18 protein-coding genes and 1 tRNA gene are annotated in these 15,510 nt (G+C 63.9%); 9 read left to right on the top strand and 10 right to left on the bottom strand.

From position 1 onward, the window contains the following. Positions 1–39: 39 nt before the first annotated feature. The 5 genes from P3T43_RS10970 to lepB all read left to right on the top strand — a co-directional run bounded on the left by P3T43_RS10970 (position 40) and on the right by lepB (position 5,427). Entirely contained in the window at positions 40–1,632 is a 1,593-nt protein-coding gene (locus tag P3T43_RS10970; protein ID WP_429281065.1) for a mannose-1-phosphate guanylyltransferase/mannose-6-phosphate isomerase, read from the top strand. Beyond that, positions 1,616–2,155 carry a flavin reductase family protein gene (locus P3T43_RS10965; RefSeq protein ID WP_429281291.1) on the top strand — a complete coding sequence of 180 codons (540 nt, stop codon included), beginning with the start codon at positions 1,616–1,618 and terminating at the stop codon, positions 2,153–2,155. Before P3T43_RS10970 ends, P3T43_RS10965 begins: the two co-directional genes overlap by 17 nt. A gap of 387 nt (positions 2,156–2,542) precedes the next feature. Continuing rightward, a complete protein-coding gene (locus P3T43_RS10960) occupies positions 2,543–3,262 on the top strand; it encodes a FadR/GntR family transcriptional regulator (RefSeq protein WP_429281064.1) in 720 nt (239 codons plus the stop codon). Positions 3,263–3,468: 206 nt separating this feature from the next. Continuing rightward, the gene (locus P3T43_RS10955) at positions 3,469–4,488 is read left to right on the top strand and encodes a Gfo/Idh/MocA family protein (RefSeq protein ID WP_429281290.1); all 1,020 of its coding nucleotides are present in this window, start codon (positions 3,469–3,471) and stop codon (positions 4,486–4,488) included. Positions 4,489–4,731: 243 nt separating this feature from the next. Beyond that, positions 4,732–5,427: a signal peptidase I gene (gene lepB / locus P3T43_RS10950; protein WP_429281063.1), complete on the top strand. Its 696-nt coding sequence runs from the start codon at positions 4,732–4,734 to the stop codon at positions 5,425–5,427. A gap of 15 nt (positions 5,428–5,442) precedes the next feature. Here the strand turns inward: lepB and P3T43_RS10945 are convergent, their stop codons facing one another. The 7 genes from P3T43_RS10945 to P3T43_RS10915 form a co-directional block, all read right to left on the bottom strand. Beyond that, positions 5,443–6,102 (bottom strand): amino acid ABC transporter permease, encoded by a 660-nt coding sequence (locus tag P3T43_RS10945; protein WP_429281062.1) that lies wholly within the window; start codon positions 6,100–6,102, stop codon positions 5,443–5,445. A 185-nt stretch (positions 6,103–6,287) separates the two neighbouring features. Then, on the bottom strand, positions 6,288–7,085 hold the full coding sequence (locus P3T43_RS10940) for a cystine ABC transporter substrate-binding protein (protein WP_429281289.1): 798 nt from the start codon (positions 7,083–7,085) through the stop codon (positions 6,288–6,290). Between the two features lie 155 nt (positions 7,086–7,240). Next, a complete protein-coding gene (locus P3T43_RS10935; RefSeq protein ID WP_429281061.1) occupies positions 7,241–8,263 on the bottom strand; it encodes a quinone-dependent dihydroorotate dehydrogenase in 1,023 nt (340 codons plus the stop codon). Between the two features lie 154 nt (positions 8,264–8,417). Next, positions 8,418–9,239 carry an arginyltransferase gene (locus P3T43_RS10930; protein ID WP_429281060.1) on the bottom strand — a complete coding sequence of 274 codons (822 nt, stop codon included), beginning with the start codon at positions 9,237–9,239 and terminating at the stop codon, positions 8,418–8,420. A gap of 69 nt (positions 9,240–9,308) precedes the next feature. Beyond that, a complete protein-coding gene (gene aat / locus P3T43_RS10925; protein WP_429281059.1) occupies positions 9,309–10,046 on the bottom strand; it encodes a leucyl/phenylalanyl-tRNA--protein transferase in 738 nt (245 codons plus the stop codon). Between the two features lie 11 nt (positions 10,047–10,057). After that, a complete protein-coding gene (locus P3T43_RS10920; RefSeq protein ID WP_429281058.1) occupies positions 10,058–10,603 on the bottom strand; it encodes an NUDIX hydrolase in 546 nt (181 codons plus the stop codon). A gap of 374 nt (positions 10,604–10,977) precedes the next feature. Continuing rightward, positions 10,978–11,054, bottom strand: a tRNA-Met gene (locus tag P3T43_RS10915). Between the two features lie 309 nt (positions 11,055–11,363). Here P3T43_RS10915 and P3T43_RS10910 point away from each other — a divergent pair. Together P3T43_RS10910 and P3T43_RS10905 are read left to right on the top strand one after the other, a co-directional pair. Next, positions 11,364–11,861 carry a heme-degrading domain-containing protein gene (locus P3T43_RS10910; protein ID WP_429281057.1) on the top strand — a complete coding sequence of 166 codons (498 nt, stop codon included), beginning with the start codon at positions 11,364–11,366 and terminating at the stop codon, positions 11,859–11,861. A gap of 10 nt (positions 11,862–11,871) precedes the next feature. Continuing rightward, positions 11,872–12,204, top strand: coding sequence for a DMT family transporter (locus tag P3T43_RS10905; protein ID WP_429281288.1), 333 nt, complete (start codon positions 11,872–11,874; stop codon positions 12,202–12,204). Positions 12,205–12,215: 11 nt separating this feature from the next. Here P3T43_RS10905 and P3T43_RS10900 read toward each other — a convergent pair whose 3' ends face one another. Next, the gene (locus P3T43_RS10900; RefSeq protein WP_429281287.1) at positions 12,216–12,554 is read right to left on the bottom strand and encodes a hypothetical protein; all 339 of its coding nucleotides are present in this window, start codon (positions 12,552–12,554) and stop codon (positions 12,216–12,218) included. Positions 12,555–12,601: 47 nt separating this feature from the next. Next, the gene (locus tag P3T43_RS10895; RefSeq protein WP_429281056.1) at positions 12,602–12,877 is read right to left on the bottom strand and encodes a hypothetical protein; all 276 of its coding nucleotides are present in this window, start codon (positions 12,875–12,877) and stop codon (positions 12,602–12,604) included. Positions 12,878–13,070: 193 nt separating this feature from the next. Between P3T43_RS10895 and P3T43_RS10890 the strand changes: the two genes are divergently transcribed. After that, positions 13,071–13,358 (top strand): DUF1488 domain-containing protein, encoded by a 288-nt coding sequence (locus tag P3T43_RS10890; protein WP_429281055.1) that lies wholly within the window; start codon positions 13,071–13,073, stop codon positions 13,356–13,358. 116 nt (positions 13,359–13,474) lie between these two features. Here the strand turns inward: P3T43_RS10890 and P3T43_RS10885 are convergent, their stop codons facing one another. Continuing rightward, positions 13,475–14,443 carry an NAD-dependent epimerase/dehydratase family protein gene (locus tag P3T43_RS10885; RefSeq protein WP_429281054.1) on the bottom strand — a complete coding sequence of 323 codons (969 nt, stop codon included), beginning with the start codon at positions 14,441–14,443 and terminating at the stop codon, positions 13,475–13,477. Between the two features lie 142 nt (positions 14,444–14,585). Here P3T43_RS10885 and P3T43_RS10880 point away from each other — a divergent pair, with 142 nt between their 5' ends. Then, on the top strand, positions 14,586–15,470 hold the full coding sequence (locus P3T43_RS10880; protein ID WP_429281053.1) for a TetR/AcrR family transcriptional regulator: 885 nt from the start codon (positions 14,586–14,588) through the stop codon (positions 15,468–15,470). The last annotated feature ends 40 nt before the right edge of the window (positions 15,471–15,510 follow it).

Below are 15,510 nucleotides of genomic sequence, written 5' to 3'. Positions count from 1 at the left end.
CCGACCGTGCCAGGCCCGTACTCCTTTGGAGAGCCGTGAATGAACGATTTCGTGTTGCCCATCATTGAGTTTGCGCGTGAGCGCGGGGTCGAAGCGGGCCTGACCGTACAGCCGGTGATTCTCGCAGGCGGCTCGGGCACGCGCCTCTGGCCTCTGTCGCGCGAGCGTTATCCCAAGCAGCTGATCGGCTTGACGGGTGACGAGTCGCTGCTGGAAGCCACCTTGCGCCGGCTCGACGGCGTGTTCGTCCGCGCCGGGCAAAATGCGGCGCCGGCCGCCGAGGTGACGGGGCAGACCCTCAGCCAGGCGGTGCCGCTCGTGGTGTGCAGCGAAGAGTTGCGCACGCAGACGGCCGAGCGTCTCGCGCGCACCGGCAGGCCGGTGCGCATGCTGCTCGAACCGGTCGCACGCAACACAGCGCCTGCATTGAGCGCCGCGGCGTTCGCGGCGCGTGCCGCAGCCGCACCCGGCGACGATCCGATCGTGGTGGCGCTGCCCGCCGATCATCTGATCACCGATCAGGCCGCCTTTGCCGCTGCGCTCAAGCAGGCAGTCGTGCATGCGGCGGGCGGCGCGATCGTCACCTTGGGCGTGCCGCCGCAATCTGCGGAGACCGGCTACGGTTACATCCGCACGGGCGCCGAACTGGGTCAACACGGCGCGCGCGCGATCGAACGTTTCGTTGAAAAGCCCGACCAGGAACTGGCCGATCACTACGTCGCATCCGGCGAATATTGGTGGAACAGCGGCATGTTCGTGGTGCGTGCGTCCGTGTGGCTCGCGGCGATCGCGCATTGCAGCCCGGCCATCGCGACGGCCTGCGAGGCCGCTTTCGAGCGTGCGTGGACCGACGGCGACGGCACCCTGCATCTGGAGCGCGCGGCCTTGTCCGCGTGCCCGTCGGACTCGATCGACTACGCGGTGATGGAACGCATCGCCACGGATGCGCGTCTGCCCGGCGTCGTCGTGCCGCTCGTCGCCGGCTGGTCCGACGTGGGGGCATGGGACGCGGTGTGGCAGGTGTCCGGCAAGGACGCCGACGGCAACGTGGCGCGCGGCCGGGTGATGTTCGAAGGCTCGAACGACAGTTTCGCGCATTCCGATGGCCGGCTGGTGGCCTGCGTGGGCGTGAGCGGCGTGGTGGTGGTCGAAACCGCCGATGCGGTGCTGGTCGCCGCGAAGGATCGCGTGCAGGACGTGCGGGCCATTGTCAGCCGTCTGAAAGCCGAGCGTGGCGCGGAAGTGCATGAGCATCGCAAGGTTCAGCGGCCGTGGGGCTTCTACGATTCGATCGACCGCGGCGAGCGTTTTCAGGTGAAGCGCATCGTCGTGCAACCGGGCGGGCGGCTCTCGCTGCAGATGCATCATCATCGCGCCGAGCATTGGGTGGTAGTGCGCGGCACGGCACGTGTCACGCGCGGCGACGAGTGCTTCCTGTTGTCGGAGAATCAGTCGACGTACATTCCGCTCGGTGTCACGCACCGGCTCGAAAATCCGGGCAAGACACCGCTCGAGATCATCGAGGTGCAATCGGGCGGCTATCTCGGCGAGGACGATATCGTGCGCTTCGACGATCAATATGGCCGTGCTGAGGAGAGTGGCAATGAACGCCAGGATGCTTCCCGTCAGTGAGCCGGTGGTGTCCAGCGCGGGGTCCTGTGCGGCCCCTGATGGATTCGACGAACGTTGCTTCCGGCGCGCGCTAGGGCGCTTCGCCACGGGCGTCGTGGTGATTTCTACCGGCAGCGGCGAGCATCTGCATGCGATGACGGCCAACGCCTTCATGTCGGGGTCGCTAAAGCCGCCCTTGATCGTGGTCTCGGTGGGCCATCGCGCGCGCATGCACGATCGTCTGATGGAGAGCCGCCTGTTCGGCGTGAGTGTGCTTTCCGATGAGCAGGAATCGCACAGCCGGCATTTCGCGGGCGATGCCCAGGCCGCGCTGGCACCACGTTTTGCGCCCGTGGCCGGCCTGCCCGATGTGGTCCTGCTCGAACATGCCGTGGCGCGTTTTGCGGCGCGTGTCGTCGACCGTCATCCGTGCGGCGATCACACGCTTTTCATTGGCGAGGTGCTGGTGTTCTCGCTCGATGAGCAGGCACCGCTGGTTTTTTTTGGCGGGCGCTATGCATCCGTGGCGCTGGACCGTTGTTGAACCGCCTGCACATCACGCTTGCGCGAACGGCAACGACATCGTCTGGTGCGTCGCATGGCGCGCGCCACGACGGGTTCGTGCGTTGCCAGACAAAACCTGTTGCAGATTCGTCAATCCCGCCACGTTGCGTGCGTCGTCGCACGATGCAACTTGCGGGACTCACGCACGCTTATCACGCAAGCTTGTGGCCCCTCGCGGGGTCACGCGTTTCATGAACGAAACAATTCTTCAGAGGGATAACCCTGTCAGGACGTTTCCCAACTGGCGCATCTGTATTGAAGCTAGCAACGTATCGATTAATACATATAAAAAACAACATTCCGACACACGAGGGCCGCTTGTCCAACAGGCTACGCGGGGTAAATCACCCGCTTCGGGGAGAGTGTCATGGAACAGGGAAACAAGGATCGTTCATTGGTCAGCAAGGTCATGGACGGGCTCGTCACGGGCATCGTCGAAGAGAAGTATGGCGCAGTGCTACCACCGCAGGATGTGTTGTCCAAAGAGTTCGATGTGAGTCGAACGGTGATGCGCGAGGCGCTGTCGATGCTGCTCGCGCGCGATATGCTCGATGTGCGGCCGAAGATCGGCACGCGCATCAGGCCGATGCACGACTGGAGGATGATCGATGAGGATGTCGTGAACTGGCGCTTCCGTGCGAAGCCCGATCCGATGTTCCTGCGCGACGTGATCGAATTTCGCGTGCTGATCGAGCCGCGCGCGTGCGGTCTGGCGGCGACGCGGGGCACTGCGGCGGATATCGCGGCCATTCGTGATGCCTACGACGCGTTCCGCATGATCCGCCCGGCCGAGCCCGGCTATCAGGCTGCCGACGAACTGCTGCATACGCGCGTGTTGGTGGCGAGCGGCAATCAGTTCTTTCAGCAGATGGCGGCGATCATTCGCGGCGCGCTGGCGGCAGTCAATCCGATCGTGACGAGCAAGCCGGGCGCCTGGGAAGCGGTGGTGGCGAACCACGGGCGCGTAGTGGATGCGATCGAGCGGCGCGATGCGAAGGCAGCGGAAGCGGCCTCACTCGCATTGATCGACTTCACTGCGGAGGAAATCGGCAATCTGTTTTCGGTCGACCGGCCGGCGCTTGGATGATCGCGTTTGCCCCGCGGGTCGCGCGTGCGGGGCGGGTGTTGCACGGTGAGGCTGACATCAGGAAGGCAAAGGCACGACGCTTGAGTCGACCTGAGCGACAATGATGTCTGGTCTCAACTGCACCGGAACCCGAACGCTCAATGAAGAATGCTCTCGAGGCCGTCTCTCACGGAGACGCGCCGCACGCCGCCCCTGCAACGGGCGCCATGAACGTTGCATCCGCAACGAATCCGTCAGGTCAACACGCAGCCGGTGAGCTCGCCGTCGTTCGCTGGGGCATCGTCGGCACGGGTCGCATTGCGCGCCGCTTTGCGCAAGGTCTCGCGCATGTTCCGGCCGCTCGACTCACGGCGCTCTGGTCGCGCCGTTCCGAATCCGCCGCAGCGTTCGCCGGGGAATACGGCGGCAGCGTTTGCGCGAGCTTCGAGGACTTGCTGGCTAGCGGCATCGATGCGCTCTATATCGCGACCCTGCAGGACAGCCACGTCGACTACGCGATTGCCGCGCTCGAAGCCGGGCTGCATGTGCTGTGCGAAAAGCCGGCCGCCATCAACGCAGCGCAGCTCGAACGTGTGCTCGCGGTGGCGCGTCGGGCGCAACGGCTTTTCATGGAGGCGATGAAGCCGCCGTTCTATCCGCTTTACCGGGCGCTGCGCGCTCATCTGGCCGCCGATCCGATCGGCGAGATCGGCCTCGTGCGGGCCGGCTGTTCGGCCGCGAACGTGCCGCCCGATCATCCTTCGTTCTCCTTCGAACATGCAGGCGGGGCATTGCTCGATATCGGCGTCTACGAGATGTTTCTGGCGGTCGACTGGCTCGGCGCGCCGCTCGAAGTGCAGACGCTGGGCCGGCTCGGGCCGACCGGTGTCGATACCTTCGCGAGCCTCAATAGCCAGCATGAACGCGGCATCGCGCAACTGTTCTGCGGGCTCGATCTGCACGGCAAGGGCGATGCACTGCTGCTCGCGCCTGGTGGCCACGTGACGATTCACGAGAACTGGTGGAACCCGGCGCGCGCCACGATCCGGTATAGCGACGGTCGCGTCGTCGAACTGGATGTGCCGTTCGAAGGCGGTGGCCTGAACTATGAGACCGCGCATTTCTGCGAACTGATTCGCGCGGGTGAGTTGGAGAGTCCGCTGATGCCGCATGCGAAATCGTTGCAGATGATTGCGATGAGCGATGCGGCGCGCGCTGCGCTCGGGCTTCGTTTCGCGGGGGAATGAGCGGGCAGTGCGAGGGCGGTGTGAGGGCGATGCGACGACAGTGCGAACGCGGTGCGGCGACGGCGCACACGCGTCGCGGCAAGGGCAGCAGGGGCTGACGATACGGCGTGAAGCGCCCTCGCGTGTCGCGCTCGCGGCGGTGGTACGATTTGCCCCGGCGCGTTCGCGCCGGCGCGTTTTGCGCGGCGCGATGCCGCGCTACCACCGCGAGCTTTCGATTACCTTCCGCTGGAGCTGTCCTCGATGCGTATGCTTGGAAAATTGTGGCGCGACAACAAGGGTCTCGTCGCCTTTCTCGTGCTAATGGTGCTGTTCCGCAGCGCGATTGCCGACTGGAACGTGGTCCCGAGCGGCTCGATGCTGCCGACCATTCGCGAAGGCGACCGCATCCTGGTCGACAAGATGGCCTACGATCTGCGCGTGCCGCTCACGCATATCGCCATCGCTCATCTGCACGATCCGCAGCGCGGCGATATCGTGACGATCGACTCGTCGGCCGCGCACGAACTGATCGTCAAGCGGCTGATCGGCCTGCCGGGCGACACCGTGGCGATGCGCGACAACGTGCTGTATGTGAACGGCGTGCGGGCCGCCTATCAGCCGCTGAAGTTCGGTCCGCTGCCGGGCGACGCCGCTTCACCGGGCGACTATCTGTCCGAACACTTCGACGGCGTGACCCATACGGTGCGGCTCTCGCCCGAGTCGCCGAGTCCGCGCAATTCGTTTGGGCCGGTGATCGTGCCGCCGGGCCAATATCTGATGCTGGGCGACAATCGCGACAACAGCGCGGATTCGCGCTACTTCGGCTTTTTCCCGCGTGGAGAGTTGATGGGCCGCACGCGCCGCGTGGCGTTCTCGCTCGACCCCGACCACTATTACGAGCCGCGCTTTAACCGCTTCGGTGCGCGGCTCGACGCTTCGGCGCTCGCTTCGCGCTGAGCCGGCGGCTCGGCTTCAGTGCCGCGTGGGCAACGCGAGACGCTGCTCGTACCAGCGCTGCACCCATTCGAGCACCTGGCAGAGGATCCAGTAGATCGCGGCGGCCGCAAGGTACAGCGGCAGTGGCTGATAGGTCGAGGCGATCACTTCCTGGGCGCTTCGCAGCAACTCGGTCACGGTGATGACCGAGACCAGCGAAGTATCCTTGATCAGACTGATGAGACTGTTCGACAGACTCGGCACGGCGATGCGCAAGGCTTGCGGCGCCACCACGTAACGCAACGTCTGGCGCCGCGACAGGCCAAGACTATAAGCGGCCAGCCATTGGCCGCTCGGAATGCCGAGGATCGCGCCGCGCATGCTCTCGGATAGATAAGCGGCCACATTCGCCGACAGCGCAATCACCCCGGCGGGCGTCGGATCAAGCGAGATGCCGAGGCTCGGCAAGCCGTAATAGATCACGAAGATCTGCACCAGCAGCGGCGTGCCGCGCATCAGGCTCACATAGACCCGCGCGATCCAGTTGAGCACACGGTTGTGGCTGATCCCCATGACGGCGAGTACGCTGGCGGCCAGCAGCCCGAAGATCATCGACAGGACCGCGAACTTGACCGTCAGGACAGCGCCCTCAGCGAGCACCGGGAGCGATTGGACGAGCAGGGAAGTGGTGGACATGGGCTCTGAGTTATGTGCGGCAAAGGGCACATCATAAACGGGTCCTGGCGCGAGGACGTATACGCGCGCTCACCAGGGCGCGCACGTTGTCGTTCTGGCAAAGAAAAAGGCGGCATCGTTATGATGCCGCCTTTTCTTTGCCAGACGTCCCGCGTCGAATCTGTCAGCGCGTTTCGCTGCTGCGATCAGTTCGCGATGGGCTTGGTCACGTCGATGCCAAACCACTTGTCCGAGATCTTCGCGAAGGTGCCGTCTGCTTCGAGCTGGGTCATGGCGTCGTCGATCGCCTTGGCGAACTTCGGATTGCCCTTCTTGAAGGGAATGCCCGACGGCGTGGCGCTGCCGACCAGCGAGCCCGTGCGCAGTGGCAGCGGCGAGGTCTTCAGCAGGTAGGCGAGCATCAGACGGTCGTTGAGCGCGGCGTCCAGACGGCCGGCGGCCAGATCGGCCAGATACTCAGGCGCGCCCGGATAGGTCTTCACATCGATGCCCGGCACCGACTTCGCCATGTCCATGTAATTCGTGCCCAGACCGACGCCGAGCTTCTTGCCCTTCAGATCGTCGAGCGACTTGAACTGGCGCGTATCGTCTTTGCGCTGGATCAGTTGCGCTGCCGAAAACGTATAGCCGGGCGAGAAATCGAGCGCCTGCTTACGGGCGTCGGTAATGCCGACCTGGTTGACGATGACGTCGAACTTGCCGGCCTGCAGGCCCGCGATGATGCCGCTCCACTCCGTCGTGACGAACTCGGGCTTCACGCCGAGCTTCGCGGCGACCGCCTTGGCGATATCCACGTCGAAGCCGACCAGTTCACCCGAAGGCGTCTTCGAGTTGAACGGCGGGAACGTGCCTTCGAGGCCGATGCGCAGCGTGCCGCGTTGCTTGACCTGGTCGAGCAGATCGTCCGCATGCGCCGTGGCGGCGGTGAACGAGGCGCCAATCAGGCCAGCCACCAGAATGTTTTTCAGCAAGCCAAACTTCATCATGTTCCCTTATTCGTACGTGTTGCCCGGAGGGGCGGTTAGAGCAGCCGAAAGGATAACAAAGCAGACTATCAGTACTTAAATACTGTTTGTTTATGCCTATATAACCTGATCGGACCCCGGGTTGCCTTTCCGGATCGTCGGGCTGGCTGGCGTCAAGCCAGCGCGTCTGCGCATTCGGCCACCAGCGCGGGGCCGCGATAGATGAAGCCGGTGTACAGCTGCACCAGTGCCGCGCCCGCGGCGAGCTTGGCGCGGGCGTCCTCGCCCGAGAAGATGCCGCCGACGCCGATGATCGGCACCGTATCGCCCACTTCGACGCGCAGTTTGCGGATCACTTCGTTGGACGCATCGAACACCGGCTTGCCCGACAGGCCACCGGTTTCTTCCGCGTGCGGCAGACCCGTCACGGCGCTGCGCGAGAGCGTCGTGTTGGTAGCGATCACGCCTTCGAAGCGGTGGCGTAAGAGCGTATCGGCGATCGACTTGATCTGTTCGTCGTCGAGGTCCGGGGCGATCTTCAGGGCGAGCGGCACCAGCTTGCCGTGCAGGTCGGCGAGGCGCTGCTGCTTGTCCTTTAACGCGGCGAGCAGGGCGTCGAGTTCACCGGCGCCTTGCAACTGCCGCAGATTCTTCGTGTTCGGCGAGGAGATGTTGATGGTGACATAGCTCGCGAACGGATACACGCGTTCGAGGCAGTACAGATAGTCTTCGGCGGCACGCTCGATGGGCGTGTCGGCGTTCTTGCCGATATTCAGACCGAGCGTGCCGCGATAGCGTGCGGCCTGTACGTTCTTCACGAACTGGTCGACCCCGGCATTGTTGAAGCCCATCCGGTTGATGACGGCGTTCGCCTTAGGCAGCCGGAACATGCGCGGCCGCGGATTGCCGGCTTGCGGGCGCGGCGTGACAGTGCCCACTTCGATAAAGCCGAAGCCGAGCGCCGCCAGCCCGTCGATGCACGCGCCGTCCTTGTCCAGCCCGGCGGCAAGCCCCACGGGATTGCGGAAGGAGAGCCCCATCACGGTGCGCGGCGCATCGGGCACATGCGGCGCGAGCGCGCCCGCGAGACCGGTACGGCCGGCCGCGCCGAGCAGGCGCAAGGTCAGGTGATGAGCGTCTTCCGCGTCCATGCGAAAGAGTTGGGCGCGTACGAGCGGGTAGAGGGAACTGAACACGGAGCGGAGCCGGGCGGCTAAAAATGGGAACCCGCCATTTTACCGGCTTTAATGGGACGACAGGTTGCCTACGCTGGCATGTGCCGGCGCCGTCAGTGTTACAAGCGGAATGTCAAAACCCAGTTCAGCGACCTTGCCGTCGCGCCAGACGGTGTCACAAGCGGATAGGACCGCGCCGGCCGTGGATCGCGGCGTCGACCGGCGCCAGTTCGGGACTGTGCGGATCGAGCGTCTTCCAGGCGCCGTCTACGAGGCCTTCGAGCGGACGGAAGTTGGCCTTGTACGCCATCTTCTGGCTCTCGCGGATCCAGTAGCCCAGATACACGTAGGGCAGGCGCAGGCTGCGCGCCTGTTCGATCTGCCAGTAGATGTTGTAGGTGCCGAAGCTGCTGTGCGGCAGATCCGGTTCGAAGAAGGTGTAAACCGACGATAACCCGTCTCCGAGGATGTCGATCATGCTGATCATGCGCAGGATGCCGGGCGCATCCGGATAGCCGGCCAGCGGCTCGCGGAATTCGACCAGCCGCGAGTTGATGCGGCTTTGCAGCAGGAACTGTTCGTACTGGTCGCGGCTGTCGCGATCCATGCCGCCGCCCGCATGCCGGGCCGACTGATAGCGCATGTACAGCGCGTAGTGTTCTTCGTCGTAGTGCAGCGGGGCGACCGTGGCGATCAGGCCGCCGTGCTTTTTCCACACCTTGCGCTGGGTGCGACTCGCTTCGAACCGGTCGACCGGCACGCGCACCGGCACGCAGGCGCGGCAGCCGTCGCAATAAGGGCGGTAGGTGAACACGCCCGAACGCCGGAAGCCGGCCTTGACCAGGTCGGTGTAGACATCGGAGTTGATCAGATGGCTGGGCGTGGCAACCTGCGAGCGCGCGACGCGCCCCTCCAGATAGCTGCAGGGGTACGGCGCCGTTGCATAGAATTGCAGCGCGGAAAGGGGTGAAAGCGGCAGCTCGTTGGGGTGCGTCACGTTGGCAGCTCTCGAAGCGTCTCTGCTATTTCATACCCGCCGTACTAGCGGCGGGCCCGGCTTGACTCGTTACGCCGCAGGCGCGACGACATCGAGCAGGACCGTCTTGTCGAAGCGCCAGGGGATGGGCGCAGCGTCGACAGACGCGCGGACATGCGCGATGAACGCCTTGCGCGCTATCTCGCGACCGCCCAGCGACGCCAGATGCGACGTGTTCTGCTGGCAGTCTATCATTTCTATTTTGTGACGTCGCAAGTGAGCGACAAGCGCGGCCAGCGCCATTTTCGAGGCATCGGTCACATCGGCGAACATCGATTCGCCGAAGAATATCCGGCCGAACGACACACCATACAGACCGCCTACACGCTCGCCTTCGAACCAGGTCTCGATGCTGTGTGCCTCGCCTGCCCGATGCAGCGACGAATAGGCTTCGACGACGTCGGCGGTGATCCAGGTGCCGCGCTGCCCGCGCCGCGGCGCCTGGGCGCAGGCGCGCATCACGGCGGCGAAATCGTGGTCGACGCGGATTTCCCAGGCGTCGTCGCGCAGCACGCGCTTGAGCGTCTTGCGCAGTGACGGCGAGACCTTGAATTCAGCCGGACGCAGGATCATGCGCGGGTCGGGGCTCCACCAGAGCACCGGCTGGCCGTCGGAATACCAGGGGAAGATGCCGCGCCGATAGGCGTCGATGAGGCGCGACGGCAGCAGGTCGGCGCTGGCGGCGAGCAGCCCCGGCGCGCCGCTGGACGCGCCGAGGGCGCGCTCGACAGCGGGAAACGGATCGTCGGGTCCGAGCCAGGGAACCATGCGTGTGCCGTTCAGCCTTCGCGCAGCGAGCGGAAGATGTCGCCGGTATGCAGGCCGTAACTGCCGGACTTGCGGTCAGCGAAGAAGAAACGCAGCGTCTGACCGACGGTCGGGAACGCGATGTCGTCCCACGGAATTTCGTGTTCCTCGAAAAGCCTTACTTCGAGGCTCTCCTCACCGGCGTCCAGATCGAGATCGAGCAGCCGCGCGAGGTAGAACAGATGCACCTGGTGCACATGCGGCACGTTGAGCAGCGAAAACAGGCTTTGCACTTCGACGCGCGCGCCGGCTTCCTCGAGGGTTTCGCGCGAGGCGCCCTCGGCGGTGGTCTCGCCCATTTCCATGAAGCCGGCGGGCAGCGTCCAGTAGCCGTAGCGCGGCTCGATGGCGCGGCGGCATAGCAGCACCTTGTCATCCCAGACGGGGACAGTGCCGACCACATTGCGTGGATTCTGATAGTGCACGGTACCGCAACTGGCGCAGACGAAGCGCTCGCGATTGTCGCCCGGCGGAATGCTCAGGCTGACCGGGTGACCGCAGACAGAACAGAATTTCATAAGAGGGGGACGAAGAATGGTGACAGAAGTTTATCACCAGGGCGAACTTTCAATATGGCGGCGGTCAGGACAGAACGAGGCCGGCGCGGCGCCGCTCGCAGAATGCGCTCTAGACCATACATGTCGCTTCAGATTGGCGCATTTCTCTTCGGACTGCAGAGCGATGCAAGTGAGGTGAGTGGTGCTTCATGCTATGCGCGTGGGCGTTGCATGTGATGCGGGAGAACTTTTAGCGAATCCCCGAAGGGACGCCGTGCGAGGCAGAAGAAATGAAGAAGGAGGAAGCCGGCGCAAGCGGCTAGATCAGGCACAAACAAAAAAGGCCTGCCGGTTAGGCAAGCCCTTGATGTTTTCGACGTCAGCTATTTGATGCTTGGTTGCGGGGGTAGGATTTGAACCTACGACCTTCGGGTTATGAGCCCGACGAGCTGCCAGACTGCTCCACCCCGCGTCCGTCGAAGAAAAGATTATAGAACAATCCACATGCCCGCGCAATACCTTTTTAAGTACAACCTTCAACGTGGGGGTAGGGACGCTGCCGCTACGCGTTTGCCGCAACGTTTGCCGCCCGCGCGGCGAGCGGGCTCGATGTCGTGATTGATCAGGTTGGCAGACCGATATCGCAGGGAGGCTGCAGCGACGCTGCGCTAGAATCCGCTTTCTATCCGCGTCGCGATTTGTATTCCTATCCGGGGGTAGGCCTCTGATACCGGACAGGCAAGTTGCGGCGGTCCATCCCTCTCTCGACCTTCTTCCGCCCATGGACATCGCTCACGATCTGCAGTCGATTCTCGCGCAGGAAAACGCGCTCGTGTTCCCTCACTTCGATGCCGACCGTGCGTGGCAACTCGGCGCCTATCTTCACGAAGTTGCCAAGGCACGCGGACTCGCGCTCGCCATCGACATCCGCACCTTCGGCCAGCCGCTGTTTTTCAGCATGCTCGCGGGCGCGACGCCGGACAACGTCGACTGGGCGCGACGCAAGGGCAACACAGTGGCGCATTTCCGGCGCAGTTCCTATGCGCTCGGCTTGCGCATGCAGCAGGCGGGCAGCACGCTGACTGAAAAGCACGCCTTGTCATTCAGCGATTACGCCTCGCATGGCGGCGCGTTTCCGTTGACGGTCGCGGGTGCCGGCGTGATCGGTTCGGTCACCGTGTCCGGCCTGCCGCAACGAGCCGACCACGAACTGGTCGTAGAGGCGCTGTGCGCGCACCTCGGTCAGGACTACAGCAAGCTCGCGCTTGCGAAGGCATGAGCCCATGCGTGTGCCGCCTTATGCGCTTCTCGCCATCGCCATCGTGGCCGAAGTGATTGCCACATCCGCGCTGCGGGCATCGGAGGGCTTTTCGCGCTGGTTGCCTGCGGTGGTCGTCGTGCTTGGCTACGGCGTGGCCTTCTATTGTCTTTCCCTCACGCTCAGGAGCATTCCGGTCGGCATCGTCTATGCGATCTGGTCGGGTGTCGGCATCGTGTTGATCAGTCTCGTGGCCGTCGTGTTGTACCGGCAGGTGCCCGACTTGCCGGCCATCATCGGACTCGGCCTGATCGTTGCAGGGGTGGTCGTGCTCAACCTGTTCTCGAAGATGCAGGCGCATTGAGCCGCTGCACCTTATTTGCAACGGATGATCATCGAGCGGTTTTTCACGTTCGCCGACACGACGTTGGTGACGCTGCCGCCGGCCGCGCCGCCTTCATCGTTGTCTTTCGAAATGACGTCGTAGCCGGTGGCGCCGCAGGCTTGTCCCGCCTGGACATAGCAGGATGCCCAGCTCGAACCGGCGTCGGCGCCGCTGCAGTTCACGGCAAAGCCGGTTTCGCCATTCGGCAGGTTGATCAGCGAGGTCGTGTTCGACGATGCACACGCGCTCAAGGCCACGGCGACCAGCAGCGCGGCCGGCAGGACGCCGTGGCGCGCCAAACGACTGCGACTCGTGTCATGGGCTGCCATGGCGGCAGGGCGAATTGCGGACGGGCGAAAGCGCCGCGTAAGTGGCTTCATGGTGTGTCCTCTTTAGACGGATGGCGAAAAACGACCGCATCTTCCCAGAGGCTGACGGCCTGCGGAATCCCGATACCCGTGGTGACCGGCGCACGCAAAATTTGCGTTGGCCGCGAAGGGTGCGGCGATTTCGGCTTGCTCCAGAAATATTTTCCCATACTGCAGACATTTCCATCTGGTACGGCCCACGCACGGATCGTGCCGGCCACCAGATTCGACAGCGTCGCGCCGTGCAAGTGCAATGCGATGGCGGTTTTCGCGCCGAAGGCCAATGGCCGCACGTGCTAGCGATCCGTGCGGCGGGTATGACATCCGTGATGGCGTTCGGCTTGTGATTGCCCGCGCGAGGGTGTTCGAGGCTGGACCGCGATGCAGTCGGGCGAGTACCATAAAGCGCTGTCCGATTTCGCCGGACGCTTGACGCCGGCGACTGACTTCCCAACGGATTCTTCTGATGAGGCGACCATGGAAATTCGGTTTCCCGCGGACGCGCCCGCTTACCGCGATTCCAATCTGACTGTCGTTTTCCGCGCGCTGGTGGATGGTGAGACCGTGCCATGCGCGATTTCAGTCGAGGCGCTCGAAGATCATTTCGGCGCGTGCACCGAAGATCGTGAAGGCTGGATGCGTGCCTTCGACGCGGGGCGTGGACGTATCGAGGAGGTGGCGCGCGAGCATCTGCAGATCAGCAACGGCACGCCAGTACTGTTGAAGAGCGGACATTTTCCGCCCGGCAACGTGGCCGGTTTGTAGGGACCGGCTTGTAACGGCGGTGTCTGAGACCCGCTGCGCCACATACCCTCGCCAGACGGTCGACGTTGGCGCATGCCACGCTTCGTCAGCAACGTGCCTGCCTTGCGGCGCCAACTTCAGGCCGCGACGCTCGACGCCTCGTGCTCGGCTGCGAAGGCGAGACGAATGCCCTCATCGTATGGGGTCTTTTTGATCGGCCCGATCAAGGCTTGCAAGGCGCTGTCGTCGAGTACGAACGGCTCGCTCATCAGATAGTTCATCTCCACCATTTCTCGCAGTATCGGATTGAACAGGCCGAGGACGCGCAGCATCGGCTTACCGGCCACCATCAGCCTGGGTTGGCGTCCGGCCAGCGCATAAGCCCTGGCGGCCACCTCGCGTTGGGTAATCGTGCCGGCGCCGGCCAGATGCCACCAGCGGCCGTAGGCCTCGGGAGTGCGTGTAAGCCTCTCGACGACCGGTCCGACATCCGGCACGAACACGAATTCGTGCGGCACGTCGATCGGGCCCACCACCTGCGCGCGCGTGCCACGCGCCGCGCCTTCGAACACGCCATTCAGAAAACTGCGCTCGACACGTGGACCGTAGAAATCAGGCAGGCGCAACACCAGCGTCGACAGTCCATCGCGGCCATGTGCTTCGAGCACCACGTTTTCCTGGGCGAGCCGCATCTGGCCTTTGAACGTATGCGGGATACGTGGATGGTTTTCCGTCACCGGCTGGCTTTGCGCGCGGCCGTACGGATAGACCGTGCCGATCAGGATCAGGCGCTCGACGCCTGCGGCGCGTAGCCCGGCCAGGGTCTTTTCCATCAACGGCGGGTGGGTCTCGAACTGGTTGTACGGGACGCCGACCAGATAAATTGCTGTTTGCAGGCCCTGCGCCGCCGCGGCGACCGACGCCGGATCGTCCGGATTCCACGTCGCGATCTCGGCATGCAGATCCGCCCCGAAAGCCGCTTCGAGCGAGCCGCGCGAGCGCCCGATCACCCGGTAGTTCCGCCCGGCGGCGCTGAGCGTGGTAGCGATGCTTTGCCCGATTGCCCCGGCGGCGCCGAACAGGCCGACTTTTCCCGCGTTTTCCATGACGACTCCTTGAGCAGGTGATGGGACGGTTTGAGCAATCTGACGTGCTGAATCTGATTGTCAAACTTTTTATGAACATTGTTCAGTGAACGGTGTTCAGTTTAATTTGACTTTTCAGTTTGTCAACCGGAAAATGCGTCACATGGGAATCACCGAACGAAAGACTCGCCAGAAGCAGGCGCTGCGCGAACGCATCCTCGATGCGGCGCGGCGTATCGTGGTGCGCGAAGGCTTTGCTGCGCTGTCGATGCGCAAAATTGCCGACGCCATCGAATATTCACCGGCAACCCTGTACCTGCACTTTGCAAGCCGCGACGAGATCGCGCGGGCGCTGTGCACGGATGGTTATGCGCAACTGCTCGCCACCTTCGAGCCGCTGGCGCAGATTGTCGACCCGGCCGAGCGTCTCAGGGCGCTGGCCCGTGCCTACGTGGGGTTTGGCGTCGCGCATCCGCAGACCTACCGGCTGATCTTCATGGAAGATCCGACCTACATGAGTGCGGCGCTCGGCGGCGCGGCCGAAGCGGAGCCGGGCTCTGCTCACCTGCACGGCAGCGCGCCCGGCGAGACGGCTGAACATAAGCCGCTCCAAGGCGCGGAAAGCGAACTTGCCGGCCAGACCATCAACCCGGCGGCGGCCGACGAGTCCGGCGACGCGGCCATGCTTTTGATGGTGAGCGCACTTGAGGAACTGAAAGCGCTGGGGCGCCTGCCCGCGTCGGCGGATGGCGCCGTGCTGGCGCAGGCGTTGTGGGCCACGATGCACGGGATCGTCGCGCTGAATCTCACCTGTCCGGTGTTTCCGGTTGCACCGCTCGAAGCGGTCATCGACGCCACGCTGAATGTCTGGTTCGGCGTGCGCGAGCAACCGTCCGGATCTCGCGCCGAGCCTGCAAGCCCCGCTTCAAAGTCTGCTTCAAAGCCCGCTTCAAAACACACTGCAAAGTCCGCTTCAAACCGCGCCCCGGACGCAACCGCGCCACGCACGCGCCGTCCCGCGGCGAAGCCGAAAGCCGTTGACGCGTGATAACGTTCAGCCTTCCATCCGAACCCGCCTTTTCACCTGC

The organism is Paraburkholderia sp. GAS41 (assembly GCF_050436545.1).
Taxonomy (GTDB): Bacteria; Pseudomonadota; Gammaproteobacteria; order Burkholderiales; family Burkholderiaceae; genus Paraburkholderia.
Note: the sequence above shows the minus strand (reverse complement) of the source record. Positions and strands in the feature narration are given on the sequence as shown.

Coding starts and splice junctions, on each gene's coding strand:
- aat (WP_429281059.1), bottom strand. CDS start 10,046: ATGGTTCCCTGGCTCGGACCCGACGATCCGTTTCCCGCTGTCGAGCGC.
- P3T43_RS10880 (WP_429281053.1), top strand. CDS start 14,586: ATGGGAATCACCGAACGAAAGACTCGCCAGAAGCAGGCGCTGCGCGAA.
- P3T43_RS10970 (WP_429281065.1), top strand. CDS start 40: ATGAACGATTTCGTGTTGCCCATCATTGAGTTTGCGCGTGAGCGCGGG.
- P3T43_RS10965 (WP_429281291.1), top strand. CDS start 1,616: ATGCTTCCCGTCAGTGAGCCGGTGGTGTCCAGCGCGGGGTCCTGTGCG.
- P3T43_RS10960 (WP_429281064.1), top strand. CDS start 2,543: ATGGAACAGGGAAACAAGGATCGTTCATTGGTCAGCAAGGTCATGGAC.
- P3T43_RS10945 (WP_429281062.1), bottom strand. CDS start 6,102: ATGTCCACCACTTCCCTGCTCGTCCAATCGCTCCCGGTGCTCGCTGAG.
- P3T43_RS10885 (WP_429281054.1), bottom strand. CDS start 14,443: ATGGAAAACGCGGGAAAAGTCGGCCTGTTCGGCGCCGCCGGGGCAATC.
- P3T43_RS10910 (WP_429281057.1), top strand. CDS start 11,364: ATGGACATCGCTCACGATCTGCAGTCGATTCTCGCGCAGGAAAACGCG.
- P3T43_RS10920 (WP_429281058.1), bottom strand. CDS start 10,603: ATGAAATTCTGTTCTGTCTGCGGTCACCCGGTCAGCCTGAGCATTCCG.
- P3T43_RS10900 (WP_429281287.1), bottom strand. CDS start 12,554: ATGGCAGCCCATGACACGAGTCGCAGTCGTTTGGCGCGCCACGGCGTC.
- P3T43_RS10890 (WP_429281055.1), top strand. CDS start 13,071: ATGGAAATTCGGTTTCCCGCGGACGCGCCCGCTTACCGCGATTCCAAT.
- lepB (WP_429281063.1), top strand. CDS start 4,732: ATGCGTATGCTTGGAAAATTGTGGCGCGACAACAAGGGTCTCGTCGCC.
- P3T43_RS10940 (WP_429281289.1), bottom strand. CDS start 7,085: ATGAAGTTTGGCTTGCTGAAAAACATTCTGGTGGCTGGCCTGATTGGC.
- P3T43_RS10955 (WP_429281290.1), top strand. CDS start 3,469: ATGAACGTTGCATCCGCAACGAATCCGTCAGGTCAACACGCAGCCGGT.